31 protein-coding genes are annotated in these 24,708 nt (G+C 45.2%); 6 read left to right on the top strand and 25 right to left on the bottom strand.

Annotated features, from left to right (window positions below; genetic code table 11):
• The first annotated feature begins 11 nt into the window (after positions 1–11).
• Together alsS and budA are read left to right on the top strand one after the other, a co-directional pair.
• Entirely contained in the window at positions 12–1,715 is a 1,704-nt protein-coding gene (gene alsS, locus G9G54_RS00650; protein ID WP_172828313.1) for an acetolactate synthase AlsS, read from the top strand.
• 162 nt (positions 1,716–1,877) lie between these two features.
• Positions 1,878–2,624, top strand: coding sequence for an acetolactate decarboxylase (budA, locus tag G9G54_RS00655; RefSeq protein ID WP_025722973.1), 747 nt, complete (start codon positions 1,878–1,880; stop codon positions 2,622–2,624).
• A gap of 156 nt (positions 2,625–2,780) precedes the next feature.
• On the opposite strand, the gene G9G54_RS00660 is transcribed toward budA, so the two are convergent.
• The 7 genes from G9G54_RS00660 to murI form a co-directional block, all read right to left on the bottom strand.
• A complete protein-coding gene (locus G9G54_RS00660; protein ID WP_165175533.1) occupies positions 2,781–3,266 on the bottom strand; it encodes a tetratricopeptide repeat protein in 486 nt (161 codons plus the stop codon).
• A gap of 155 nt (positions 3,267–3,421) precedes the next feature.
• Positions 3,422–4,402, bottom strand: coding sequence for a S8 family peptidase (locus G9G54_RS00665; RefSeq protein WP_165175535.1), 981 nt, complete (start codon positions 4,400–4,402; stop codon positions 3,422–3,424).
• A 215-nt stretch (positions 4,403–4,617) separates the two neighbouring features.
• Entirely contained in the window at positions 4,618–6,012 is a 1,395-nt protein-coding gene (locus G9G54_RS00670; RefSeq protein ID WP_165175537.1) for an MATE family efflux transporter, read from the bottom strand.
• Positions 6,013–6,071: 59 nt separating this feature from the next.
• The gene (gene fosB / locus G9G54_RS00675; protein WP_165175539.1) at positions 6,072–6,494 is read right to left on the bottom strand and encodes a metallothiol transferase FosB; all 423 of its coding nucleotides are present in this window, start codon (positions 6,492–6,494) and stop codon (positions 6,072–6,074) included.
• Positions 6,495–6,508: 14 nt separating this feature from the next.
• Complete coding sequence (locus G9G54_RS25300) at positions 6,509–6,799, bottom strand: hypothetical protein (protein WP_238807603.1); 291 nt, start codon at positions 6,797–6,799, stop codon at positions 6,509–6,511.
• A gap of 4 nt (positions 6,800–6,803) precedes the next feature.
• The gene (locus G9G54_RS25305) at positions 6,804–7,169 is read right to left on the bottom strand and encodes a hypothetical protein (RefSeq protein WP_238807605.1); all 366 of its coding nucleotides are present in this window, start codon (positions 7,167–7,169) and stop codon (positions 6,804–6,806) included.
• 91 nt (positions 7,170–7,260) lie between these two features.
• Complete coding sequence (murI, locus tag G9G54_RS00685; RefSeq protein WP_165175541.1) at positions 7,261–8,115, bottom strand: glutamate racemase; 855 nt, start codon at positions 8,113–8,115, stop codon at positions 7,261–7,263.
• 240 nt (positions 8,116–8,355) lie between these two features.
• Between murI and G9G54_RS00690 the strand changes: the two genes are divergently transcribed.
• Positions 8,356–8,982, top strand: a complete 627-nt coding sequence (locus G9G54_RS00690) for an FMN-dependent NADH-azoreductase (RefSeq protein ID WP_043882169.1) — start codon at positions 8,356–8,358, stop codon at positions 8,980–8,982.
• 143 nt (positions 8,983–9,125) lie between these two features.
• On the opposite strand, the gene G9G54_RS00695 is transcribed toward G9G54_RS00690, so the two are convergent.
• From G9G54_RS00695 to zwf, 9 genes are all read right to left on the bottom strand, one after another.
• Entirely contained in the window at positions 9,126–9,635 is a 510-nt protein-coding gene (locus tag G9G54_RS00695) for a hypothetical protein (RefSeq protein ID WP_165175543.1), read from the bottom strand.
• Positions 9,636–9,808: 173 nt separating this feature from the next.
• Positions 9,809–9,964, bottom strand: a complete 156-nt coding sequence (locus tag G9G54_RS00700) for a hypothetical protein (RefSeq protein ID WP_023988309.1) — start codon at positions 9,962–9,964, stop codon at positions 9,809–9,811.
• Positions 9,965–10,733: 769 nt separating this feature from the next.
• Positions 10,734–11,819 (bottom strand): lactonase family protein, encoded by a 1,086-nt coding sequence (locus tag G9G54_RS00705; protein ID WP_165175545.1) that lies wholly within the window; start codon positions 11,817–11,819, stop codon positions 10,734–10,736.
• Between the two features lie 69 nt (positions 11,820–11,888).
• On the bottom strand, positions 11,889–12,335 hold the full coding sequence (locus tag G9G54_RS00710) for an OsmC family protein (protein ID WP_165175547.1): 447 nt from the start codon (positions 12,333–12,335) through the stop codon (positions 11,889–11,891).
• Positions 12,336–12,390: 55 nt separating this feature from the next.
• On the bottom strand, positions 12,391–13,599 hold the full coding sequence (locus G9G54_RS00715; protein WP_165175549.1) for an MFS transporter: 1,209 nt from the start codon (positions 13,597–13,599) through the stop codon (positions 12,391–12,393).
• A gap of 233 nt (positions 13,600–13,832) precedes the next feature.
• On the bottom strand, positions 13,833–13,958 hold the full coding sequence (locus G9G54_RS25945; protein ID WP_268819851.1) for a hypothetical protein: 126 nt from the start codon (positions 13,956–13,958) through the stop codon (positions 13,833–13,835).
• Positions 13,959–13,978: 20 nt separating this feature from the next.
• Entirely contained in the window at positions 13,979–14,653 is a 675-nt protein-coding gene (locus G9G54_RS00720) for an SOS response-associated peptidase (protein ID WP_165175551.1), read from the bottom strand.
• A gap of 156 nt (positions 14,654–14,809) precedes the next feature.
• Positions 14,810–15,703, bottom strand: a complete 894-nt coding sequence (gene gnd, locus G9G54_RS00725; protein ID WP_053325295.1) for a phosphogluconate dehydrogenase (NAD(+)-dependent, decarboxylating) — start codon at positions 15,701–15,703, stop codon at positions 14,810–14,812.
• Between the two features lie 54 nt (positions 15,704–15,757).
• The gene (gene zwf, locus G9G54_RS00730; protein ID WP_165175553.1) at positions 15,758–17,260 is read right to left on the bottom strand and encodes a glucose-6-phosphate dehydrogenase; all 1,503 of its coding nucleotides are present in this window, start codon (positions 17,258–17,260) and stop codon (positions 15,758–15,760) included.
• Between the two features lie 290 nt (positions 17,261–17,550).
• Between zwf and G9G54_RS00735 the strand changes: the two genes are divergently transcribed.
• Positions 17,551–17,871: a winged helix-turn-helix transcriptional regulator gene (locus G9G54_RS00735; protein ID WP_007430161.1), complete on the top strand. Its 321-nt coding sequence runs from the start codon at positions 17,551–17,553 to the stop codon at positions 17,869–17,871.
• A gap of 134 nt (positions 17,872–18,005) precedes the next feature.
• Positions 18,006–18,335 carry a hypothetical protein gene (locus G9G54_RS00740; protein WP_165175555.1) on the top strand — a complete coding sequence of 110 codons (330 nt, stop codon included), beginning with the start codon at positions 18,006–18,008 and terminating at the stop codon, positions 18,333–18,335.
• Positions 18,336–18,345: 10 nt separating this feature from the next.
• Here the strand turns inward: G9G54_RS00740 and G9G54_RS00745 are convergent, their stop codons facing one another.
• From G9G54_RS00745 to G9G54_RS00775, 7 genes are all read right to left on the bottom strand, one after another.
• Positions 18,346–19,269: an NAD(P)/FAD-dependent oxidoreductase gene (locus tag G9G54_RS00745; protein ID WP_165176683.1), complete on the bottom strand. Its 924-nt coding sequence runs from the start codon at positions 19,267–19,269 to the stop codon at positions 18,346–18,348.
• Positions 19,270–19,509: 240 nt separating this feature from the next.
• A complete protein-coding gene (locus tag G9G54_RS00750; RefSeq protein ID WP_025722870.1) occupies positions 19,510–20,112 on the bottom strand; it encodes a nitroreductase family protein in 603 nt (200 codons plus the stop codon).
• Between the two features lie 106 nt (positions 20,113–20,218).
• A complete protein-coding gene (locus tag G9G54_RS00755) occupies positions 20,219–20,497 on the bottom strand; it encodes a hypothetical protein (RefSeq protein WP_165175556.1) in 279 nt (92 codons plus the stop codon).
• Between the two features lie 130 nt (positions 20,498–20,627).
• On the bottom strand, positions 20,628–20,954 hold the full coding sequence (locus tag G9G54_RS00760; protein WP_061830316.1) for a (2Fe-2S) ferredoxin domain-containing protein: 327 nt from the start codon (positions 20,952–20,954) through the stop codon (positions 20,628–20,630).
• Between the two features lie 35 nt (positions 20,955–20,989).
• Positions 20,990–21,490: a metallophosphoesterase family protein gene (locus G9G54_RS00765; RefSeq protein ID WP_165175558.1), complete on the bottom strand. Its 501-nt coding sequence runs from the start codon at positions 21,488–21,490 to the stop codon at positions 20,990–20,992.
• Between the two features lie 24 nt (positions 21,491–21,514).
• Positions 21,515–21,949: an Rrf2 family transcriptional regulator gene (locus G9G54_RS00770; RefSeq protein WP_013310015.1), complete on the bottom strand. Its 435-nt coding sequence runs from the start codon at positions 21,947–21,949 to the stop codon at positions 21,515–21,517.
• Positions 21,950–22,046: 97 nt separating this feature from the next.
• A complete protein-coding gene (locus G9G54_RS00775) occupies positions 22,047–22,424 on the bottom strand; it encodes a DivIVA domain-containing protein (RefSeq protein WP_023988297.1) in 378 nt (125 codons plus the stop codon).
• A 144-nt stretch (positions 22,425–22,568) separates the two neighbouring features.
• On the opposite strand from G9G54_RS00775, the gene G9G54_RS00780 reads away from it, so the two are divergent.
• The gene (locus tag G9G54_RS00780; RefSeq protein ID WP_165175559.1) at positions 22,569–23,138 is read left to right on the top strand and encodes a TraR/DksA C4-type zinc finger protein; all 570 of its coding nucleotides are present in this window, start codon (positions 22,569–22,571) and stop codon (positions 23,136–23,138) included.
• A gap of 93 nt (positions 23,139–23,231) precedes the next feature.
• Here the strand turns inward: G9G54_RS00780 and G9G54_RS00785 are convergent, their stop codons facing one another.
• Positions 23,232–24,236, bottom strand: a complete 1,005-nt coding sequence (locus G9G54_RS00785; RefSeq protein ID WP_165175561.1) for a Gfo/Idh/MocA family protein — start codon at positions 24,234–24,236, stop codon at positions 23,232–23,234.
• A 19-nt stretch (positions 24,237–24,255) separates the two neighbouring features.
• Positions 24,256–24,618 (bottom strand): helix-turn-helix transcriptional regulator, encoded by a 363-nt coding sequence (locus G9G54_RS00790; RefSeq protein ID WP_013310011.1) that lies wholly within the window; start codon positions 24,616–24,618, stop codon positions 24,256–24,258.
• Positions 24,619–24,708: the final 90 nt, after the last annotated feature.

The raw sequence follows: 24,708 nt of genomic DNA on the forward strand, positions 1-24,708 counted from the left end.
AAGAAGAAGAGGTGGTAGCATTGAGTACAAAAGTGCAAGCTGTTCAAACTAAAACTATATCCGATACAAAAGGAGCCGACCTTGTTGTCGATTGCTTGATCAAGCAAGGGGTTACCCATATTTTTGGCATTCCAGGTGCCAAGATCGATTCTGTTTTTGATGTTCTTCAAGATCGGGGGCCCGAATTGATCGTATGTCGTCATGAACAAAATGCCGCCTTTATGGCAGCGGCAGTCGGTCGATTAACCGGTAAACCGGGCGTATGCATTGTTACCTCAGGTCCAGGCGCATCTAACTTGGCGACAGGACTTGTCACCGCTAATGCAGAAAGTGATCCTGTCGTCGCCATTGCGGGTGCAGTCCCAAGATCCGAACGCTTGAAACGCACGCACCAATCTATGGATAACGCCGGACTATTCGAACCCATCACCAAATACAGTGTAGAAGTAGAACATCCTGATAATGTACCGGAAGCAATTGCTAATGCATTTCGAATTGCGACCTCAGCCCAGCCTGGAGCCACATTCGTCAGCCTGCCGCAGGACGTGTTGACTTCGTCATCTGAAGTAACAGTCATTGAGAAGGTTTCTCTTCCCCAACTCGGAACCGCACCCGCCGGACTCATCAAACAAGTCGCAGAGCAAATCAAAAAAGCCAAGCTGCCCGTACTTCTTCTCGGCATGAAAGCCAGCACGCCTGAAGCCACCGCAGCTATCCGTGCTCTCATCCGAGATACAGATCTGCCTGTTGTCGAAACCTTCCAGGCCGCTGGAGCCATCTCCCGTGAACTAGAAGACCACTATTTTGGAAGAGTGGGTCTGTTCCACAATCAACCGGGTGATATGCTTCTTGGAGCCGCAGATTTGGTACTGACCATTGGCTATGATCCTATCGAATACGATCCAAAAAACTGGAACATTCCGGCAAACCGAACACTCATTCATCTGGATGACCATCAAGCCGATATTGATCATGATTATCAACCGGACTACGAGCTAATCGGAAATATAGCCCTGATTGTGGGTAGCCTTGCAGAAGAATTACCTACCTTAAAGCTACCTAAATCCTCCTGCGACCAATTGAATCGTCTGCGCCATGATCTAAACGAGCAAGCGGCTGTTCCCGCACACAAGCATGATTTTCTGATTCATCCATTGCAATTTATTCGTACACTGCGCAGCCTGATTGATGATAACGTCACAGTCACCTGTGATGTCGGTTCACACTATATTTGGATGGCACGATATTTCCGTTCGTATGAACCGCGGCGCCTTCTATTCAGCAACGGAATGCAGACGCTAGGCGTAGCGCTGCCTTGGGGGATTGCTGCCACACTCGTCAATCCCGGTCACAAAGTCGTTTCTATTTCTGGAGACGGAGGATTTCTTTTTTCATCCATGGAGCTCGAAACCGCCGTACGTCTTAACTCACCGTTGGTGCATATCGTATGGAGAGATGGTTCCTATGACATGGTCGCTTTTCAACAACAGATTAAATACGGAAGAACGTCTGGTGTAAAATTTGGAGATGTTGATGTAGTGAAATATGCTGAAAGCTTCGGCGCCACTGGATTACGCGTGCACTCTCCTGAAGAACTAGAAAGTGTATTGCAGCAGGCACTTCATACCGATGGTCCTGTGGTCGTCGATATTCCGATTGATTATCAGGATAACATCCAGTTGGGACGTAAACTGCTGCCTAACCAATTAAACTAACCTTAACCAAGCCTCACTCGTGACGGCTTTATGACAATTATGGAGTATAACGTTTTTTTTATGATTTTTTTGAGTTATTCATGTTATTTACTGAAATTTTACGTTTATTATTGAAAAAGAAAGAAAATAAATGCATACAATTATAAAAGGAAGTGTATTGCCATGACCGTTGCGCAATTGGAAACCAAGCAAGAAGCTGATCATGATATTTACCAAACCTCCACTATGCTTGCTCTATTAGATGGTCTTTATGACGGAGTTGTTGCCTTTGAGGAGTTACAAAAGCACGGGGATTTCGGAATTGGTACCTTTGATCAACTGAATGGCGAGATGATCGCGTTCGATGGTGAATTTTATCACTTGCTTCCAGACGGTACGGCCCATCGCGTAAAACCGGAAGAAACTACACCTTTTTCCACCGTCACCTTTTTCCAGGAAGATTTCACATATACTATTGACCGCCCTATGCATCGTGAAGAGCTGGAAGCTCTGCTGTTAACGTTGTTTCCAAGCCGTAATCTGTTCTATGCCTTCCGTATGGATGGCACTTTTCATGAAGTAAAGACACGGACCGTGCCTCACCAAGTTAAACCATACAAACCTTTTATCGAAGCGACCAAGTCACAGCCTACCTTCACTTTTAATGAGGCTTCCGGCGTGATTACAGGTTTTTGGACACCTGCCTATGCTCAAGGTATTGGGGTAGCCGGATTTCATCTGCATTTTATTAACGATGAACGCACTGGTGGCGGGCATGTCTTTGATTTTATCGTCGAAAAGTGTACCATCCGCATTTGTCAAAAATCCAATCTGCATCTGGTCCTGCCCGATACCCCGGATTACTTGAAGGCCAACCTGTCCAGAGAAAACCTGGAGAAAGAAATTGCCGTTACTGAAGGTGCGCAGTAATCACAGTTATATAACTCATCAAGTTACGGACCCTATAGCTAAACAATAAACAGTAAAAGATCACAGTCAGGGAAGAGAATTACTGCTCTCTGACTGTGATCTTTTTATGTACGAGCATATATATACGTTACTGCTTATGCTCTCACTCCGGTTCACCTATGCCTCGATCTGATCCAGTTTATCTGCATAATATTGAATAGCACGTGAGTACTCCTGTGTAGATAAATCCGAGGTCGTCTCAGCCACCTCCATTAGCAGCTCCTGCATGGCTTTCCCGTATTCCCCCAGATTGTATAACACCATCGCGTAAAATACCCGAAACGGTCTGTAATCCGGAAATTCGTTCATTCCTGTGTCCAACCACGCTTTCGCCTTGGCGTAATCTCCCAATACACGATATGTACTGCTTAATCCCAGGATGGCTCCTTTCCTTGATTCTGCGGATAACGCCATACCTAGGCTTTTTTCATAATAGGCAACCGCTTCCCTCTCTAAGCCCAATGAATCATGTGTCCAAGCTGTCTGATACCACAATTCTGCATCATTTTGCTGCTGTTCTAATGCCTTTAAAAGAAGCTTACGTGCTTTCTCTGCTTGCCCTGTTCGTCTAAGCTCGTTAGCTTGCGCCATGATATCGTTCATATTCATCCTCCACTTCTGACTCATGCCTATCTTTGAGGTATATGTTACCCGACATTTGAATGCAATGTAAATGGAGTTTTTCCTAAGATTTGAAATCCAAAAAAACGACCCTCCCTTTAGGAGAGCCGCTATATATCCGAAGCTGAAGTTACGGTTTATTTAACCTTCAATGATCCTGTAGTGAGTATTCCAGCTACACGTTGTGCGTCGAAAATGCGGGTGAGCTCCTCCACTGCCGTCAAGTACAGTAGACCGTTGCCCTCCAGCTTAGGAGAATTGCCGAGTGGAATCGTGCGTTTGATGAGTTGTGCGTATAATTCCGGTTCTGTAAGATCACGCTCAAAGCTCGCATTCGCCAGCTGCTTAATCAACGCCAATGCACCTGCTACGTGCGGAGTAGCCATCGAAGTTCCGCTAAAGGTCGCATATTTGCCGCCCGGAACGGTGGACAAAATATCTTCTCCCGGTGCAACCAAATCCACCTCATTATTTGAATTACTGAATTCTGAGGCATGCCTATCAAAGTTGATAGCACCTACGCTGATCACTTCATTATAGCAGCCGGGGTAGCCGAGCTCGTCCGTTCTGTCGTCACCGTCTCCCTCATTTCCAGCTGCACAGATGACTAAGATTTGGCTAGCTACAGCCTTTTTTACTGCTTCATGAAGCTCTGGCACATCCTCGGGACCGCCAAGTGACATCGATATGATATCTGCCTTTTGCTCAATCGCATAATAGATGCCTTGAATAATCCAGTCATATTGACCGGAGCCCTGCTTGTTTAGCACTTTGATGATGAGCAGGTCTGCCTCTGGAGCAACACCCACGACACCATCCGCATTTTCTGCTGCCGCAATAGTTCCCGCCACATGCGTACCATGACCGTTGTAATCCTTGAAAATTTCCGGATTACCTTGATCATCATCCGTGAAATTCCGGCCGCCAATAATGCGCGCCTTCAAATCAGGATGGTCCGAATCACAGCCCGTGTCCAGCACCGCCACCTTCACGCCTCGGCCTCGAGTCTGGTTCCATACCGCAGGAGCCTGAATCAGCTCTACCCCTCGCGGTATTTCATTCACTTGTTGCTCCTGCTTGATCACTTGGTAAGGAATGATATGCACTTTACGTTCCATCCTATTCCCTCCTTCATGGATTCAATCGGAAACCATCCGTCTTTGAAACTTTGAAACTTTGAAAAATTTGAAAACCTCTACTACGTTCGAGGTTACTATATTCTAGCAATTTTTGGAAAGTTTGAACATCCCCATTTTGCTTATTTTTGTAAAAAAAAAAAACAGACATCCCCCAATTCGCTTGGAGAATGTCTGTTGTAGAATCTCTTTCAGCCTTAGACTGATTCCGCCTGAAGTTCAGCCTTAGATAACAGCGATTTATGCTGCCATTTCCGCCCCTTCCAGCGTAAATAGTGGAAAATGCCTCGTACCCACTCATCGCAGGCATGTGCAATCCACACACCCAGCACACCATATCCCATATAAATGCCCAGCACATATGCTAGCGGGATTTTAATCCCCCACATTGAAATAATGGCCATCATTAACGGGAACTGAACATCTCCCGCTGCTCGCAAGGAGTTAATGACAACATGATTAAACACACGGCCCGGCTCCAGCAATATACAGAATAGCAAAATCGCTGCCCCTAATTGAATGATCGCCGGCTCATCTGTAAAGATCGCCATCACTTCATATCGGAAAAAGGATACTACCACGATCACAGCAATCGTAATGACCAAAGACCATTTCAGGCTCCGTAAAAGTTGATGATAGGCCTTTTCCTTGTCTCCTGCTCCAATCAGGCGGGCAACAATAATCTCTGTCCCCTCACCTACGGCCATTCCAAATACCATAAAGAAGTATACAATCGTATTCGTATAAAAATGAGTTGCAATCGCCGTTGTACCCATAAAGCTGACAAACCGGGTCACCATCATTTGGCTAAGTTGATAAGACAACCATTCCAGCCCAGCAGGAATACCAATCTTCAGGATGGCTACCAGCTTACTCCATTGGAGCTGTACATAATACCGTATGCGAATCGGCGCACTTACACGCTTGTACAGCAGTAGAAAAATCCAGACACATGCTACAGCACGGCTAATAACCGTTGAAATCGCTGCTCCCGCCACTCCCATTTGCGGCAGACCAAACCAGCCATAAATGAGCAATGCATTTCCTACAATATGTAAAATATTCATACCAATGCCCACGATCATCGTATCTTTAGTAAAACCATGCGATCGAATAACCGGACCTGCGGTTAGCATAAGCGCTTCCAGAAACAGCGAACCCCCTGCCAGCATCATATAGATCTCTGCATTTTCCTTGATCGTCGGGCTAATATGGTAAAAAGATAGCAAAAAATCCCGGCTCACAATAAACATCAAACTCAGCGCCAGACCAAACACCAGATTAAAGGTTAGTGCCGAAGCCGTAACACGGCTTGCATCCACATGCTTTTGCGCCCCCAATAGCTGAGCAATGATCACACCTACACCAAGACCAAGCAGATTGAACAGTATAATCGTAAATTCAATCAACTGTCTTGACACCCCCACAGCCGATACAACCTCATCAGAAACATGGCTTAGCATGAACGTATCCACGCTACCCATCAAAATGTGAAACAACATCTCTATAAAGATCGGCCAAGTGATTGCAAAAACCGTCATTGTTTTAACGACTTGTGCTTGCTTGGAACCGTTTTCCTGAGAAAGTGACATCCTTCCGTATTCCTCCTAAATGCGACCCAATTATTACTTAATACCTACACGTCAATTAATCAATCATAAAAAGTCATATGCTTTTTATCTTTTTTATAATATTCCAAGCGGTCCTGCAATTGTCCTGTGTGGAATTCAAACTTATGTCCGTCTGGATCTGTAAAATAGACCGATCTTTTATCCTGTTCATTCCGCTCTCGTCCGGGCAAAATGATGACATTAAAAGTTCTCAGCTTGTTGAGCATACTCTCAAAATCAGCTTCCGCTATCGAAAATGCAATATGCGTATAGGAATGATGAATTTCATTTCTCGGGATATCCTCTTCCACATTGAGAGCCAACCACATTCCCAGGCAGTCCAGATAAGCCAGCTTGCGTCCTTTAACGAGCAGTTTTCCATCTAGTACATTCTGATAGAAATGTATAGACTTCTCCAAATCAGACACCGAAAAGCAAATATGATTCCACCCTTGTATGCTCATGTTCCCTATTCCTTTCAGCGTACCCTGTCTAGCCAATAGGTCCACGCTTCTGTATATTGATCGAGATCTTCCGGATGATGACGAATGCAGGTGGCTATACGAAAATATAATCCCAGTAACACTTCCCTGTTCAGCTCGTATTCCCCTGTCATCTCCGGCTCAAGCTTCTCTAAGGCAGGCAAAATAGTATCGACGGTCAGCCTATTCGGTGAAGAACAAAAGGCGTATATCAGATCATACAGAGGTTCTCCTACCACTGGATCAGGGTCAATAATACCCGTCAATGTGCCGTTTTCGGTAAACACAAAATTATGTACCCCACAGAGGCTTATAGTGCGAGATCACCTCCGTTGCCAGACGAAGCAACAAATCGCTTTTGTTTCTTCCTTGATACTGTGTGAACCCTGACCTGAACGTGTATACCAAATAACGGTGCAACGGATCTACATAAACCAAACGCGATAGTTTCTCAATCTGTACATAGGTATGTAAGAATTCTGCCTCGGCTTCTACGACAGCGGGATTATTTTGCTTAATTACGTATCGCAGCTTAGTTCCGTCCATGACAACTACCACTTTGCTCGAAGTTCCGCCGGTCAGTGGTTTGAGATTTCGCATACGGCTTTCAAGCACGCCCGTTTCGTGAAGCTCATTCAGGATCAGTTGAACATCCATCTCACGCCTCCCTCCATGCATCTGATCCACAATGCGGCTGGCGACTTGGATATTTCATTTAGCTCCCACACGTTCGCCAGCCACTCTTCTTTTAAAAATAAATCTTTTCATGCTCCGCATAGATTTCAAGCGCCCGCTCCATCTTATGCACATAGGCCTCATCCTGACTAGAACATAGAAATGTAATGTGTCCCTCCTGCGATGGACCGGATTTTGGCGAAGGTTCCAGCAAATTACGCTCAGACAACACCTGTTTCAACCGCCTAACTGTTCCCTGGCTCCCGTCAATTAACTGAATATGAGAAGGTAGTAGTTCCCTTAGAATTTCCTTATAAAAAGGATAATGAGTACATCCCAATACCACCGTGCCATATATGTCGAGATTGAACGAAGACAGCTCACGGTTAAAATATTCGAACATTTCTGCCCGGTCAAAATTCAACTGTTCGCAATAATGTACTAGCTCCGGCAGAGGTAGTGAGTCCACGCTCCCATGATCGTCAACCCTGGATACCAGCGCTGCATAACAGGATTGTTTCAACGTCAATGGTGTGGCTAACACCAGAACTCTTTTACCATTGGCTCGGTTCATCTCGACCGCTGGCTTCACAGCTGGCTCCATACCAATAATCGGAATAGGATATTCCTTCCTTAGCTCCGCAACCGCGATACTTGTAGCCGTATTGCAGGCAATGACCAATGCCTTAACATCTTCTTTAAGGATCGTTTCTACTGAATCCTTGACATAACCAAGCACCTCTTGGGGAGTTTTCGTCCCGTAAGGCACATGAAGCGTATCCGCCATGTATACAAAATTTTCGTTTGGCAAACGTCTTAGTGCCTCGGACAATACTGTAATTCCACCTAATCCTGAATCAAAAAAACCTATCTTCAAGCTACTCACCTTTTTTCGTTCAACTATTGTGCCATATCTTGCAGACACCATGTTCATTTTCTTCTTCGCCTACTCAAACCATTCTCTTCATTAGACTTTACATTTAAATTTTACCGCAAAACTGATATTTTGCAAAAGAAACACGTAAAATTTACAGTGTAAAAAATAAAGTAGCTTTTCAAAGTAAATTTAATATAAAAGTGTTGACAGATATTATCTTTATATTGTAATATTACGTGGTAACTTACTAACTTAACTTACTTATTCAACTTACTTAGGGGGAAATAAATCATGTCTAAAGTATTATTTGTCAAAGCTAATGATCGTACAGCTGAAGAATCTGCAACAGTTAAATTGTATAACGCCTTCGTAGAAAGCTACAAATCTTCCCACCCAACTGATGAAATCACTGAGCTGGACCTGTTCTCCGTTGAGCTTCCTTATTTGAACGCTAACATGATCAACGGCACGTTCAAATCCGCTAGAGGCATGGAGCTGAACGCAGAAGAAGCTCGCCTGGCAAACATCGCTAATGGCTACCTGGATCAATTTCTGGCAGCAGACAAAGTCGTATTTGCTTTCCCGCTCTGGAACATGACGATTCCAGCTGTACTGCATACGTACATTGATTACCTGAACCAAGCTGGTAAAACATTCAAATACACTGCTGAAGGTCCAGTTGGTCTCGTAACTGAAACTAAAGTAGCCCTGTTGAATGCAAGAGGCGGCGTTTATTCCGAAGGACCAGCTGCTGCAGCTGAAATGTCTTTGAACTACATGAACAACATCTTATCCTTCTTCGGAGTAAAGGACATCGTGAAAGTTGTTCTGGAAGGACATAACCAAGCTCCAGATCAAGCACAAGAAATCGTTGCTTCTGCTGTACAACGTGCAGTAGACACAGCAAAATCGTTCTAATCATATATTATGAAGAGAAGAGGATATCCGCGCCCTATATGGGCTGGATATCCTCTTTTTTGTTATAGAGTATAAAAAACACGTGCTCCCCTGATCTATAATCAAGTGAAAGCACGTGTTTGTGAAATGAGATTACTTCTATTTTAAGGAATGAATTGCTGCACGATTTTTACAACTTTACCCTCACGAAGCGTAACATGGTATGGAAATTGACTGAGGTCCAGAACGTCCTTTTTAGCAAAATCTTTCTCAAACTGTGCCAGAGGAATCGATTCATTCCATTGCACGTCTGTATCTTCTATATTACCCGTGTGATCATAAATCTGCACCTCTACCGAAGCATCTGGTGCAACCTGATACACGTCATTTTGCACGGAATTGTTTACGATGTAGTAGCCATCTGGAGCTCCATCCAATCCTGTATTTCCTTCATGCTCCAATAATGCTTTGTCAGCTGCCGCGCCTTCATACCATTCAATCGGGTCTGCCGACAAATAAATCTGTCCGTCACGAATCTCCATTTGGTTTATATATACGGTCTCCTGATTTTCAGCAGGTGTTACGGGTGTATAGCCTTGCGCTGTTGCCCCTGCCGTCGTAATCAGCATCATCATTAAAGCCAATACGGTCCATTTCGAAGCTAGTTTCATCATGTCTGATCTCTCCTTGCCGTTTGGGTATGTACACGGTGTCTGTAAGCTTCATTACCCTTGTGTACTTATCATAAACGTTGCACGGTTAAAAAGTGTATCAGATACATAAAAAAGAAGTTACGATTTTTTAAGACTTGGTCTTAAAACTTGATAACATGTCTTATTTATCTTTGCTATCTTAATAACCCGACCTGACGTGCCTGTTCTTCGGTGAGAATAAACTCTTCATTTTGCCATACTTCGTCCTCTTTGGTTACAGCAAACATCCCCATGATCTCTGTCCATATTCCTTTGTCGACGGCTTCCTTTTGCGTAATGATAATTTTCATGTGAATCTCTCCTTTATATACTCTTATCGGTCTGTGAGGCCCACTACGCAACAGATGGTTTCTCCGATCGCTGTTGGAGCCTGATTTTTTGAATTATATTTTAAATGGTTAAAATCAGGTTCCAAAGGCGAACGCTATCGCTTCTCCGAAATCCATCTGCCCGCTTCGTTACTCAGCTTATCCTTGTCATTCTTATTTTTCATAATATCGTCACTAGAAAAAGAACGGCCTAAACTGATACTTAGACTAAAATGTATACTTTCATTCAAAACCTCTAACACTTATATAGAATTTAAATGCTTGTCCTAGATTTGCAAAAGGGATAACAGTTCTGCTTATAACATATGTACCCTTTTTCTACCGATATTATTCGTATCTTATTTGTAACCTTAAAATTTTAGTTTATTTTCGTAGGTAATGACTTCTTTAGAAATAGTTAAGTGTAAAAGTAAAACGGCTGTAGGTTAGCCTACAGCCGTTTTCTTTAAGCATTTTCTATGCTTGGTTAATTCTATCGAAACCATCAACATATACTGATTCTTTTATTTTTGTATAAGAGTATGGTCGCCAAAAGCACTAAAGCAGCGGAGAGGACGGAATCGTTCTGAAGAAGCGGAGCGTTCGCCTTTGCCCCCGGATTTCTACCCTTGAACATACAAACAAGAAATCTGGGGGCAACAGCGATCGGAAGAATGATCCGTCCTCGTAGCGGTCACAAGCCGCATACCGTTACTTTGTCACTCTGCATGATATTAATGTAGAACGATTTTTACACGGAAAAGTAAAAAGGCTGTACGCATACTGGCTTGGATACGGTTACTTGTTGCCCGGTGTAGGTCAAGCGTCCACTTGCCTTGTCCACTTTGAACGTAACGATGTTGTTGGTGTCGCGGTTGGCCACGAGCATATGGTCACCATTTGGAGTCAAAGCAAAATGGCGTGGATGCTCTCCTTCAGCAGATACATGCTCGACTAGGCTCAGCTTGCCAGTTGCTTCGTCTACAGCGTATACCACAATGCTGTCATGCCCACGGTTGGAACCGTACAGATAAGCTCCATCCCCCGAAATCGCAATTTCAGCAGTTGTGTTTTCACCTGTAAAGTCAGATGGCAATGTCGGTACGCTCTCAAGCTCAGTGAGCTTGCCAGCCTCTGTATCATATGCAAAAGAAGTAATGGAAGAATCCACTTCGTTAATGACAAAAGCAAATTTACCATTCGGGTGGAACGTCAAATGACGTGGACCTGCACCTGCATGGGTTTTCGTTTCACCATGAAACACCAGTTGTCCTTTGCTGTCATCAATAGTGTAAACGCGGATCAGATCCAGACCGAGATCTTGTACGAACAGGAAGCGGCCGTCCGGACTAAAGAAACTGGAATGTGGATGTGGACGATCCTGACGTTCAGGATGCGCTCCTTTGCCCTCATGCTGTTTAACATCCAGCAACTCACCGATACGTCCGTCCTCAGTCAGGGACACGAGTCCCACCATGCCACCGTGGTAGCTGACTACAATAAGGTAACGATCAGATGGATCACGCTGAATGTGGCAAGTTGTTGCACCCACGTTTTCCGCACGATTCAGCAATGTAAATGTTCCTTTAACTGGGTCAATTTCGAAAGCAGAGGCTTCGCCTACTTTCGCTCCTGCAGCAGAAGTCGTCTCTCCAATGGAATACAGCTTCTGATTTTTGACGTCCACATTCAGGAATGTAGGATTTTTCAAGCCGGAGAACTCATCCTGTAGTGTAAGTGCTCCTGTCTGTTCATTAAAAGTGTACGAATAAACTCCGTTACCTTCCAATTCGGCGTAAGAGCCTGCAAATACGAGCAATTTTTGTTGTGCTGTCATGGTTGTGTCCTCCTTGGATTAAAAAAATGATGGGCAATTGGAATGATTGCTCCTGTTACAAATATCGCTTTAAGAGGCGCGCTCCACCATGGGCTCTGTGGACAACACCACATTTCCCGCAACGGCACGCGAGATCATGCATGAGGTTTCTGCCTGCTCTGCCAGTCGCAATGCTTGTTCGATCTGCGATTCTGTCGCATCGGCAGCCAATTGAACCTGCGGACGATGCACAATTCGGCGATATGTAAAAATATTGTTCGTTACATCGACAATCCCTTCGGATTCCAGCGCCAGTGATGCCACCGGGAGACTCGCGCGCTCCATCATCGCCGCCAACGTAATCAAATAGCAGGTAGCAGCGGCACCGAGCAGCATTTCATCTGGATTGGTGCCCACACCAGGGCCTCCCATCTCAGCCGGGATCGAAATTGCTGTCCGCAACTGTCCAGCCTCAATATGGCCGTCGCTGTTGCGCCCCCCGTTCCAGTCTGCCTTGAGCAGAAAGGTATGCTCCATTTCAGGTCACTCCTCTCTCTTATATTATGAATCTTTACACAGGTGAATGTAAAGGTTAGTCAATCTCCTGATTTTTGGTTTCCGTACCCAGCAACCATACAGCCGCAGCTCCGATCAAGATAGCTACGAAGAAAATCACAAAGATAGATGGTAGCGCTACGCCCTGTCCTACGAGTATACCGACCGCAAAAGGCCCGATAACGCCTCCAATACGGCCAAACGCAGCCGCCATACCCACACCAGTTGAACGTACAGCTGTCGGGTACAATTCTGGAGTATAGGCGTACATGGCTCCCCATGCACCAAGATTAAAAAAGGACAAGCAGATACCAGCAGCCAACAGCATTCCCGCCGTTTCCGAGGTGCCAAACCAAATGGCGGACACTGCTGTGAGCAGCAAGTAGATGATCAGTACGAATTTGCGGCCCAGCTTTTCAATTAGATAAGCGGCGGTAAAGTAACCCGGTAGTTGCGCAAGCGTCATGATCAGCACATACTCAAAGCTTTTAACCAGTTCGAAACCTTTCATAAACATCATGCTCGGTAGCCACAGGAACATGCCGTAGTATGAAAATACAACTGTGAACCATAAAATCCACAGCATCAGCGTAGACTTGCGATGGGGTCCCGACCAAATCGAAGCCAATCGTGCACGCAGCGGAAGTTTGACGCTTTGCTGCTTATAACGCGGTGAATCATCAATAGCTCTGCGCAGATAAAGAGCGTACAGCGCAGGTACTGCGCCGAGAATAAACGCCATTTGCCAACCATACTTTGGAATAACAAAATAAGCAATAAGAGCCGAAAGGATCCAGCCTGCCGCCCAAAAGCTTTCCAGCAGGACAACCGCTCTTCCTCGTTCTTTCACAGGCACTGATTCTGACACCAGCGTCGAAGCAACAGGCAATTCCCCACCCAAGCCTGCACCAGCAATAAAACGCAGTACCAGCAGCATTCCGAGACCTGTCGCCAAAGCGGATAATCCACTGGCAATAGAAAAGATCAACAATGTCCACACTAATATGGCACGTCTGCCGTAACGATCAGCCAAAATCCCCGCCAAAGCGGCTCCGAACACCATTCCTATCGAATTCATTGCAGTTAGCAGTCCAATTTGCTCAGATCCCAGATGCCACTCCTTTGCCAACGCTGCGACTATAAATGAAAGCAGCCCCACATCCATAGCATCAAACAACCAGCTGAGCCCTGCGCTAAACAGCAATTTTCTTTTTTTGGCTGGTGGTAATGAAGTTAATTCACTCATGATTTGCTCTCCCTTAAAAATATATCGTATGTAGACGTATATTCAGGTGTCTTGTCACCTGTAGCCTAACATCTATTGTACCGTAAGCTTCCTTAATCTGCGAGCTTTTTAACACAAAAAAAACGGAAGATTGCCTACGGCAATTCTCCCGCCTTCTGGAACCTGCCACTTACCGGTTTTGGACCAGACCGATGATCGTCACCATGAGCACCAGCAGCTGGATGAGTGTATCGTTACTCATTCCAATCGCCTCCATCCCATATGAGATACTCCTTCGGCCGTTTCCCCTCTCCCCGGATCATGACGCTTGTTCCCCAATACATACCTATGCAGGCGGCGGGAAGCTTATGATCAATCATGGATGAAAATCTCCATACGTTTAAGGTTTAATCCAGGACCACTGCAAATCCATTTCCTGAATGCATTCACGGTTATCATGTTCATCATTGGCCACCAGTGGGGTCACCGGATAGATGCTCATGTCTCCTTGCTCATACGTGCGTAGTAGAGGTAGCAGCTCATCTATGTTCTGTACAGACGGACTCAGCCATGAATCTATATGGTCAGCTTCCAAAATAGCCGGCATACGAGTATCGAATTCACGTATATCCGTATTGGCCTGAACTGTCATCATCGTACAGGTGCGTAAAGGCTCCTTACGACTATCCTGCCATACTTCATATAGCCCCGCTACCGCAAACATCTTCTGTTCCGGCAGTACCACCCGTACAGCACACATGCGTTTACCTAATTTTCGCCAATAATAAAATCCATTGCATGGAATGATACAGCGTCGGGTTTCCGCCATCTTGCGATAACTCGGATTTACCCGAACCGTATTCAAGTCTGCATTGACACAATCCTTGCCCCAGTAGGGAATAAATCCCCAGCGAAATTCATCAAGTACCCGTTCTCCATCCTGATGCAGCACAATTGGAACATGCTGGGTGGGGCTCATGTTATAACGCGTTTTGTAATAATACATCACCCGTTGTATACCAAAATGATCCCTTACCTCATCCAAATCAGCCGATAACGAAAACCTTTTGCACATATGCTATTCATCCTTCCGCCTTTTTCACCTATTGTGCGGATATACAAGGAAAAATATGCATATGTAGGTTTTGCAAAAATCCAATAAACGACAAAACATATAGCAATATCCCCGCAGTTGTGAAGCTACGGGGATAGATACTAGCTTATATTGTTATTACTTCTTTTCTACCGCGTGACCGCCAAATTCATTGCGCAGCGCAGCAACCACTTTCCCGTTGAACGTGTCCGCATCAAGAGACCGGTAGCGCATCAGCAGGGACAAAGCAATGACTGGAGTTGCAGCCTGAATGTCCAGTGCTTCCTCAACCGTCCATTTTCCTTCACCAGAAGAGTGCATAACCCCACGGATTTCGTCCAAGTTTGCATCTTTGGAAAATGCACGTTCAGTCAAGCCCATCAGCCAAGAGCGAATAACAGAACCGTTGTTCCACACACGAGCTACTTGTTCATAATCAAAGTCAAAGCTGCTTTTTTCCAGTACTTCAAATCCTTCACCGATGGAAGCCATCATGCCGTATTCCACACCGTTATGAACCATTTTTAGAAAATGTCCGCTTCCGGATTTACCTGCATACAGATATCCGTTTTCCACTGCTGTGTCGCGGAAAATAGGCTCAACAACCGCCCAAGCTTCCGGATCGCCACCGATCATGTAACAAGCGCCATTGCGTGCGCCTTCCATCCCGCCTGAGGTTCCAGCATCCATGAAGCTGATGCCATATTCTTGAAGACGGGCATGACGAGCAATAGACTCTTTGTAATGAGAATTACCACCTTCAATAATGATGTCTCCTTTGGACAACATCGGTTGAAGCTGATCCAGCACAGAATCAACAATTTGGTGAGGAACCATAATCCACAATACTCTAGGGGATTGAGTTGCCTGTACAAGCTCTTCCAATGTAGAAGCACCTGTAGCTCCATAATCCTTCATTTCTTGGATGGCGGCTGCATTGACGTCGTAAGCGACAAGTTCATGCTTATGATCGATCAAATTTTTCCCGAGATTCAAGCCCATTTTTCCCAAACCAATTAATCCTACTTGCATAGTAAAGGCCTCCTGCCGTAGCAAACATATTTTGTATATACTTTCTTGTTGGTGTTAAGAACGAACGACTGCTTTTTCAGTGCTTTCGGACTTTTCGTCCAACCACCATGTAAAGCCTTGCTCTTCCAACAATTGATCTGAAGCTTCTGGACCGTAAGAGCCTGCTGCATACGTATGAAGTGGGACCTCACCACGAGCAAAAGCTTCCAGTACAGGTTGAACCCACACCCATGAAAGCTCAACTTCGTTCCAATGAGCAAAAAAGGTGGAATCGCCGCGTAGCGCATCAAAGATGAGGCGCTCATAGGCTTCTGGTACATCCTTAGCCTCGGAATGATAATTCATCAGAACCGTTTCCAGTTGACCAGCGTTTAGCGGGTCTCTGCTATTCAGACGCAGCGTTACCTTTTCATCCGGGTTAACATGGATGATCAGCAAGTTCGGGTCAGTCGGTTGCCCTTGAGCGGCATAAGGATCTGTGCTGTCCTTTTTGAATTCCACGACGATACGAGTAGATTTTTCTTTCATACGTTTGCCGGTACGAATATAGAACGGCACACCCGACCATTGTTCGTTGTCAATCCATAGGCGAGCTGAAATGAAAGTATCATTTTGCGAATCAGGTCCGATATCCGGCTCTTCTTTATAGGAAGGAACTGCTTTTCCGTTGATCTCACCGTTGGTATATTGGCCTCTAACCACGTTGGAAGCAATGTCGGAAGGATCAAGCGCACGAAGCGCGTCCATCACCTTGCTTTTTTCGTCACGCACCTGGTCAGCCGTGACATGTCCCGGCTTGTTCATAGCCGTCATCATCAACACCTGCAGCATGTGATTTTGTACCATATCACGAATAGCGCCGGAATGATCATAGTATCCCGCTCGCTCCTCCACCCCTACAGTCTCGGAAGCGGTAATTTGCACATTGGCGATGTATTGATTGTTCCATATTCCTTGGAGCAATGGATTAGCAAATTTTAAGGCTTCCAGGTTTTGCACCATGGGCTTACCTAAGTAATGGTCAATACGATAAATCTCATCCTCAGCAAAGGTTCTGCTTAGGCGATCATTCAGCTCACGTGCGGATTCCAGATCATGTCCAAATGGTTTTTCAATAATGAGCCGTTTCCAACCCTTTGTTTCAGCTAGACCACTCTCGCGAATATTGAGGGCAATCACATCAAAAAATTCCGGTGCCACCGATAAGTAAAACATGCGGTTCCCCGGAATTCCCAAGTCATTTTCACGTTGCTCAGCAAGCTGTAGCAGCTTTTTATAATCTTCCGGGTGGTTGACGTTCAATGCGCTGTAACGGAAAGCACTTAAGAACTGATCCATCTGTGCACGGTCTTCATTCACGTGTCTGGAAAAATCCTTAATGGATTGCTCTACATTACTTTGAAATTGCTCGTCCGCCACTTCACGACGCCCCATCCCAATTACAGAAAAGGAAGCCGGAATTTTACCTTCTACAAACAAATTATACAAGGCAGGGTAAATTTTGCGTTTTGCCAAATCCCCTGTCGCTCCAAATAAGACAAATGTCATTGAATCCATGAATTATTCCTTCTTCCCATTATAAAGATGAGGTTATTAAAAGTTACCTGAGGAATTAACGTAACCCATAATACACCCAAAATAAGGGGCAAGTCAATCAAATTTTAGCGAAATCGTGAACATTCGATATATCCTGTAATGATAACGTTTTCTGTGGTATGATTGACGAAAGGAAAGAGAAAAAACTGTTAAATATGTCACAGTTGATACAAAGCGTTATAGTTACTATTGGTATACAGAGTTACTTTTAGTATACTGTTTAAAACAACAATGAAATTGAGGGGATTCAGATGAGCGACGACAGGCAGCCTAAGCTTTTGTGCGGTAAGGTGGAACAGTCCTTTCAGATCATCAGCAAAAAATGGACCGCTCTCATCATTCATACTTTGATGGAACATCCCAAACGATTTAGTGAAATTCACGTCTCCATACCTGATCTTAGCAAACGCATGCTGAACGAACGCATCAAGGAACTAGAGCTTTCCGGCCTGATCCTTCGCAATGTCATCACTGAGCGGCCTGTGCGTACTGAGTATTCGCTGACACGCAAGGGTAAAGAGCTAGGTGATGCATTGAATGGTGTGGAGAGCTGGGCCGAGAGATGGCTTTAACTGCTAACAGGAGGTCGCCACACATGGTCTCCTGTTATTGTGTTACCCCATGTGGATCATAATACGTACGAAAATAATGGGACAACCGCTCAGCAGCTCATAATTTCAGAATGGGCCAAGGAAGGATGAGAACGATGGCATTTGGCATTACCCGCCAGGAACTTATGGCCTGGAAAAGAAAGGTCAGTCGTGGTGAAATTGCTTTTCTGACACATTACTGGCTGGATGATCGCTTTCCAGGCATTACAACTGTCACCAAGGTAGGATGTTCTGATTTGGACAAGCTGCGCTTATGGTGCAACCAAAACGGATTAGACCCCCAATATATTCATCAGCGTCAGCCCTATCCGCATTTTGATCTCATCGGTAACAAACAAGCGGAAATTTTACGTAAGTATGGCATTAGCGATCAATTTAAACGCTTTGAACTTCAACTCCCAACGAGTACACGCCCATCGTTCTAAACCGCAGCTCTCAGAGCTGCGGTACTTTTGTTTTCATACCAGTTAATACCTTGTGTATCCAAATCGCTGACATAGCTCCTTCTCCCATCGCCACAGTCGCTTGCTCGGCATGAGCTCCTAAGTCCCCGGCTACCCATACATTTTCCACATTTGTCATTTTGCTGCGAGGATGAGTTTCAATATGCTTATTGTGCAGCAGATGTACACCCAGTTGCTCTGCCAGCTCTGAATGAACATGATTGCTGCCAAAAGCTAAAAAGCCCCGCTCTGCTCGAACCACTTGTCCATCAGCCAGCCGCACTCCTTTAAAACAACCCGGTTCTCCGGTTATAATCTCAGAAATGGCTACTTCCTTATAGCCAATCCCTTTTTCCCGCAGCTTCACAATCAGCTCGTCCGGCACCTCTGAACGCTCATGATTGACATAAACAAGTTGATCGGTACGCGCTGACAAGATCAGAGCCATGGAAGCTCCTGCTTTACCGGCCCCCATGACGACCGTGCTGCGATCCTGAACCTCATAACCGTCACAGTCCGGGCACACATATACACTGTTGCCCAAGCAGGCTTGCAACCCATCCAGCTTTGGAAAACGGTCCGTTAGCCCTGTAGCTAATAACAGCGTCTTAGATGAATACACGGTTTCTGCCTCCACTTGAATGTCAAAAAGCTCATCTCTTTTGGCGGCTTTTACCACCTTCCCTTCAATAAACTCAGTACCTAGTTTTGTGGCTTCACTACGTCCAAGCCGTCGCAGCTCTTCACCAGAAATTCCGTCAGGAAAGCCCAAAATATTATGATAATGGTGGCACAGCGTAGATCGACCATAGCCCGAATCTATCACTAGAACTCGATGACTGCTGTATCTCCCCAATTGAATCGCTGCTTGCAATCCGGCAATTCCCCCACCAACAATAATGCAATCATAGTTCATCATTTTTCCTCCTTTGAATGCGCGTTATCCTAGACATCTGCATAAAACCGCAATAACACCAATGTAAACTTCTCATCCAATTTTAAACATAATATCACCCACTAACGGATGAATTAACCCCTGTGTCCGTACATATCAGAGCTTATATGCCTTAAAAATGGAATGACAAAAAGCACTGTGGATACCCACAGTGCTTTACCAGGTCGAGCCTGAATCATCATTTTATCGTGAAAATTATAATTATTTAAATGTTTTTACGCGTTCTTCAACAGGCTGGAATTCTTTTTCACCTGGTTGGAATGTCGGTTTACCAAATGGCATTTCAGCAATCAGTTTCCAATGCTCAGGAATGTTCCATTCGTTTTTCACTTTTTCATCAATCAATGGGTTGTAATGCTGAAGGGATGCCCCCAGTCCTTCTTGCTCCAGAGCCGTCCATACCACCAATTGCAGCATACCATTAGATTGGTTGGACCAGATTGGGAAATTGTCCGCATAGGCTTCAAATTGTTGTTGCAGACCAGCCACCACGTTATTGTCTTCAAAGAACAAGACTGTTCCGTATCCGCTGCGGAAACCGTTCATTTTCTCGGCAGTAGACTTGAATTGCTCCTCATTGCCTACAACCTCACGTAAAATATCTTCTGTAATATTCCACAGTTTATCATGATGCTCTCCGAGCAACACTACAGCACGTGAAGTTTGGGAGTTGAAAGAGGTAGGTGTGTACTTAACAGCTTCCTCTACAATCTCTTGAATCCGTTGGTCAGAAATGACCTGTTCTTTGCTAATACCATAATAGGAGCGTCTGTCTTTCAGAGCTGTGAAGAAGTCTTTAGCCATTTTGTTACCTCCTGAGAAAAATTAATTACTTTTCGTAACTTAATATACATTACATATATCTTAAAGTCAAGAGATTTCTTTTTAAATATTACCAGTTAGTTGATAATTATACGCCACCATTATATTTTTTCTCACTGGAAGAGGTGTGCTTGGTTGCATCCTTGTCTCTCTCCTCCTGTCTTTCCATCTTCAAATCCTCTACAGGAATGGCGTCTACCGTCTGCTCGATCTCAAAACGGTCGAACAAGCTTTCCTGCTCTGTCGGATACTGCTCTGCATGATCTCGATTGATCGACTGTTTCTGATGTTTAGACTCCGTTATTCCTTTCCCCGTCTGTCCTTTCTGCTGATTCTGATCGTGCAGGTTATCTTCAAATGGGGCCATTTTACTTCCCTCCCTATCGGATTGGTGTCCACAGTATACTTTTACCTTTCACATCGGGGATTAAACGCAAAAAAGAGAAAATCTCTGCAAAGATTTTCTCTACTCATGTACTTATAGATGGTTGATTGAATTATTCCGAACTGGATTGACCTGTACACTCATGAAAAAGATGAGGTTCCAGCTTCTCTCCCGTTACGAGCTTCTGCACCAGTTGAGTCCCCGAGTCAGGGGTCATTTGACCATACCAGTCCCCTTGAGGATATACGATCACAACCGCAGCATCATGACAACGCCCATTACAGCGAGTTCTGGTCGTGTGAATATATGCTTCTGCATTTTGTTTACGAATTTCATCCCGAATTGCCTGTGTAACTTCTTCACCCTCATGTCGCATACATGTGCCTCCATTGCAGATCAACACATGATGCTTCATTGGTTCTAATTCAAAAATAGCCATAGCTTCCCCTTTAATCAACAGTTGTTGGTTTTAAATCAATGTTTATCTGGATAAAGAACAAGCTGTGCTTCCATCTGATCAGCTTCAATCGTCAGCACGATAAATGAATATTCGTCTTCGCCACGTTTGTCCGTCGGAGACCCGGGATTAAGGACAAGCTGACCGTCAATCGTTTTGACCACCGGAATATGCGAATGTCCATAAATCAGACAATCCAGCGTTTCTCCCTTAAACGTATTCAATGCGATATTTTCTGTCGTTCCTCGCCAGCCGTGACCGTGAACCATACCGATCCGCTTGCCTTCAACTTCAACGATTCGCTGATAGCCTAAACGCTCCACGATGTCCATTCCATCATTGTTTCCGGCAATGCCTTGCACAGGCGCAAACTCAGCTAGACGTTCATATACGAACCAATCCGTCCAGTCTCCGGCATGGAGAATGAGGTCACTGCCTTTTAACTCCTGTACAAGCCGACTAGGCAACGTTTTGCTTCTATGCGGCATATGAGTGTCTGAAAGTACGATGATTTTCATATCAATTTCTCCTTACCAGCGTCTTTACACGGATGAACTTTGTTGCCCCACGCGCTGCTGAAGTGCCTGCTCCAGATCTCGCAGCGTAACGGTCTCGAAAAACGCCTGTATTTTCTGCTCTGCCACGGTATATAAACCATCCAACAATGCGTCTATGTTCCTGCCTACCTCACAATTATGATTGCTATCGGTATGGATGGCGAACAACGGACCTTCATCCTTGGTCGCCTCATAGATCATTTTCAGATTGATGTTTGAACTGGACATACTTAGACGAAAGCCGCGTGCTCCAGGCGACGAATCCACCAAACCCGCTTGCTTGAGTCGGCTCATAATCCTTCTCACAACTACCGGGTTTGTATTGATGCTGGAAGCAATAAGTGACGATGTCATTCGCTCCGGTGCCCCTTCAGCCAGAAGAAGCAGACAATGGATACTAACGGAAAAATGGGTACTCATGTTAACCACCTTTATGTGTGTGCCTCATTAAATGTTTGGTAAAATGCATGTTTCCATCATACCACAATAGAGGCACCAACACAGTGCTTACTGCACCTTACTCCGGAAAATAGTCATTTTCAGGACGTACTCGCACTTTTAATTGGCGTACACTATATTCCAACTGCTTAACGATATCCTCCAGTTGACGACGGTCAAGTCCATTAAGGTCGGCGGCAGGCTTGGGTGCATTTTTCAAATCACGTATGGTTGCCTGCTGCTCCTGCCACTTGTCCATCAGGTCGGCTATATTCGCATAAAAGCGTTCGTAATCCTTGATCACTTCATCCAGAAAGGCATCCACCTCGTCCGGATCATAGCCGCGCATTTTATTCTTAAACTGTTTCTCATGAATGGAGAGCGCGTCCAGCTGAATGCCCAGTTGCTTAAACAACTGCTTTTGCTTATCCAGACGACGCTTCATATGTTCATCCATCGGTTATTCCCTCCTTAACACACTATTCTTTTTATATCACATTCTAGGCTGGGAATAAAAGTCTCTGCTGATTGCCCAGCCCTATGAACGGGTATAAAAGAGCATACGTGTCACTTATCCAGACCACGAAGGGGAGAGATGATCATGAACCACTTGAACGATTCGCAGCTTGCAGAGCTGAAACATATGTTGTTGGAGCAGAAAAAGGATTTAGAAAAGCATTTTGAACAAAACGGTCAGGAAAACGCTCCATTGGGAGAAACACTGACAGATTCTACAGGTGAGCTCTCGTCCTATGACAACCACCCCGCTGATATAGGGACAGAAACCTTTGAACGGTCCCGTGATCTGGCGATTAATGATTCGCTGCAAGACGAGCTGGAGCAGGTCAATGCTGCCCTTCAACGGATGAAGAATGGGACGTACGGGATATGTGTGGAGAGCGGGGAAGAAATTCCTTTTGAACGGTTGCAAGCCATTCCATATACAGCCTATACCGTCGAGCACACGCCAACTCGAGAATTATCGAATGACCGCCCGGTCGAGGAACAGGTCATGACTCCGCCACCCAAGGGTGCAGGTGAGGTTCGCCAACGAAATGCAGGACGATTTGACGATGCGGGCGCATGGGACGCCGTAGAAAAATACGGTACATCGAACTCGCCTGCAACTGCCGCCAAGCGTGATGTCACCGATTATGATGAAAATATGTAATGCTATAGGCTTATGTATTCGTTCATCTAAAAAAGCAGCTTGTCCTTTGGACAGGCTGCTTTTTTATGCCTTACGGGAATACGGTGATCCTGCTTATCCAATTTCTATCCGTTTCCGACTGCGAGCTGATTCGATACAAGCGTCGATCACTTTCATATTGCTCACCGCATCTTCTGGCTCATACGGCAACGGAACACCATCAAGCACCGCTTCGGCAAAAGCATTTGCTTGCAGTTCAAAGGAATTAAAACCTTTCAGACGTTCCTCACGCGTAACCGAACCGACGTGGACGAAAATTTGCGGTACCACAGACGTTCTTTCCCAGCCGAACATTTTGGGCATCGCAATCGTACCCTTGCTACCGAGAATTTCCATGTTGGAACGATTGGCTGCCCACATGCCACAATCGAAAGTAAGGTTGACTCCACCCGGAAATTCCAGCAAGCCGGAAGCCATCATATCGACGTTGTCATGCTCCGGGGAAAATAAGGCATGTACCGTCACTGCCTCCGGCTCCCGATCCAAATACATACGAGCGGCTGATATCGGATAGACGCCCACATCATACAGCGAGCCGCCGCCCATGTTTTTATTAAAGCGCACATTATCTGCCTGATCGGTATTGTTAAACGTAAACGTGCAATGGATGCCGCGAATGTCACCAATTTCCCCACTATTGATAATTTCCTTAATTCTTCGATGTTTGGGATGATAGCGATACATAAAAGCCTCTGCAAAGATCACTCCTGCACGTTGACATGCTTCAATCATGCGGCTTGTCCCAGCCGAGCTAAGAGAAGATGGTTTTTCACACAAAACGTGCTTTCCAGCCTCCGCTGCCCGAATGGTCCACTCTTCATGCAGATGGTTTGGCAACGGAATGTACAGCGCTCCGATTTCGGGATCAGCCAACAGTTCATCATAGCTTCCATAACTTTTTGGAATATCGAACTCCCGGGCGGCCTCAGCGGCTTTATCCGCATTACGACTAGCAATCCCAAGCACTTCTCCGCGTTCAGATTGCTGAATCGCAGGAATTACAGCGATTTGGGCGATCTCCGCAGTGCCTAAAATTCCCCATTTCAGCTTTCTACCCATCATTCTCATCCTTTCGTGGTTAGGAATAGTTGTCTTGTTCCGCTTTATGCAGCATACCTAAGCAACGGTCCAAATCAGCTTTGACCTGCTTCTTGTACAATCGTGCTTTCTCCTCCCCATCATCTGTAAAGTGATAGAGTACAATCTCCTGAAAATCCACGCGCGGGTCTGTTCCTTTCAATCGCTTGGTACGGTAAAAAACGCCTTCCTGTACCAGCTCATGCAGCGCCCGGTAAACCTCGCTCTGAGGCGGAACATATCCAAAGCCACTAAACTCATCCTTCATCGATTCGAGCATCTGATATCCATAACCGCGATGCCTCTCCACCATTGTGATCAGATAAATTTTGATAAAAGCCCGCTGGGATATCATAAACGCCATTTCACAGCCTCCTCCACACCTTATTCGTGCACCTTATCTTCCATTATAAACCACTCTGCGTCCATACACTATTTCCTTTGATGAGATAAG

The sequence above is a fragment of the Paenibacillus sp. EKM212P genome, assembly GCF_011066115.1.
Lineage (GTDB): Bacteria > Bacillota > Bacilli > Paenibacillales > Paenibacillaceae > Paenibacillus > Paenibacillus polymyxa_B.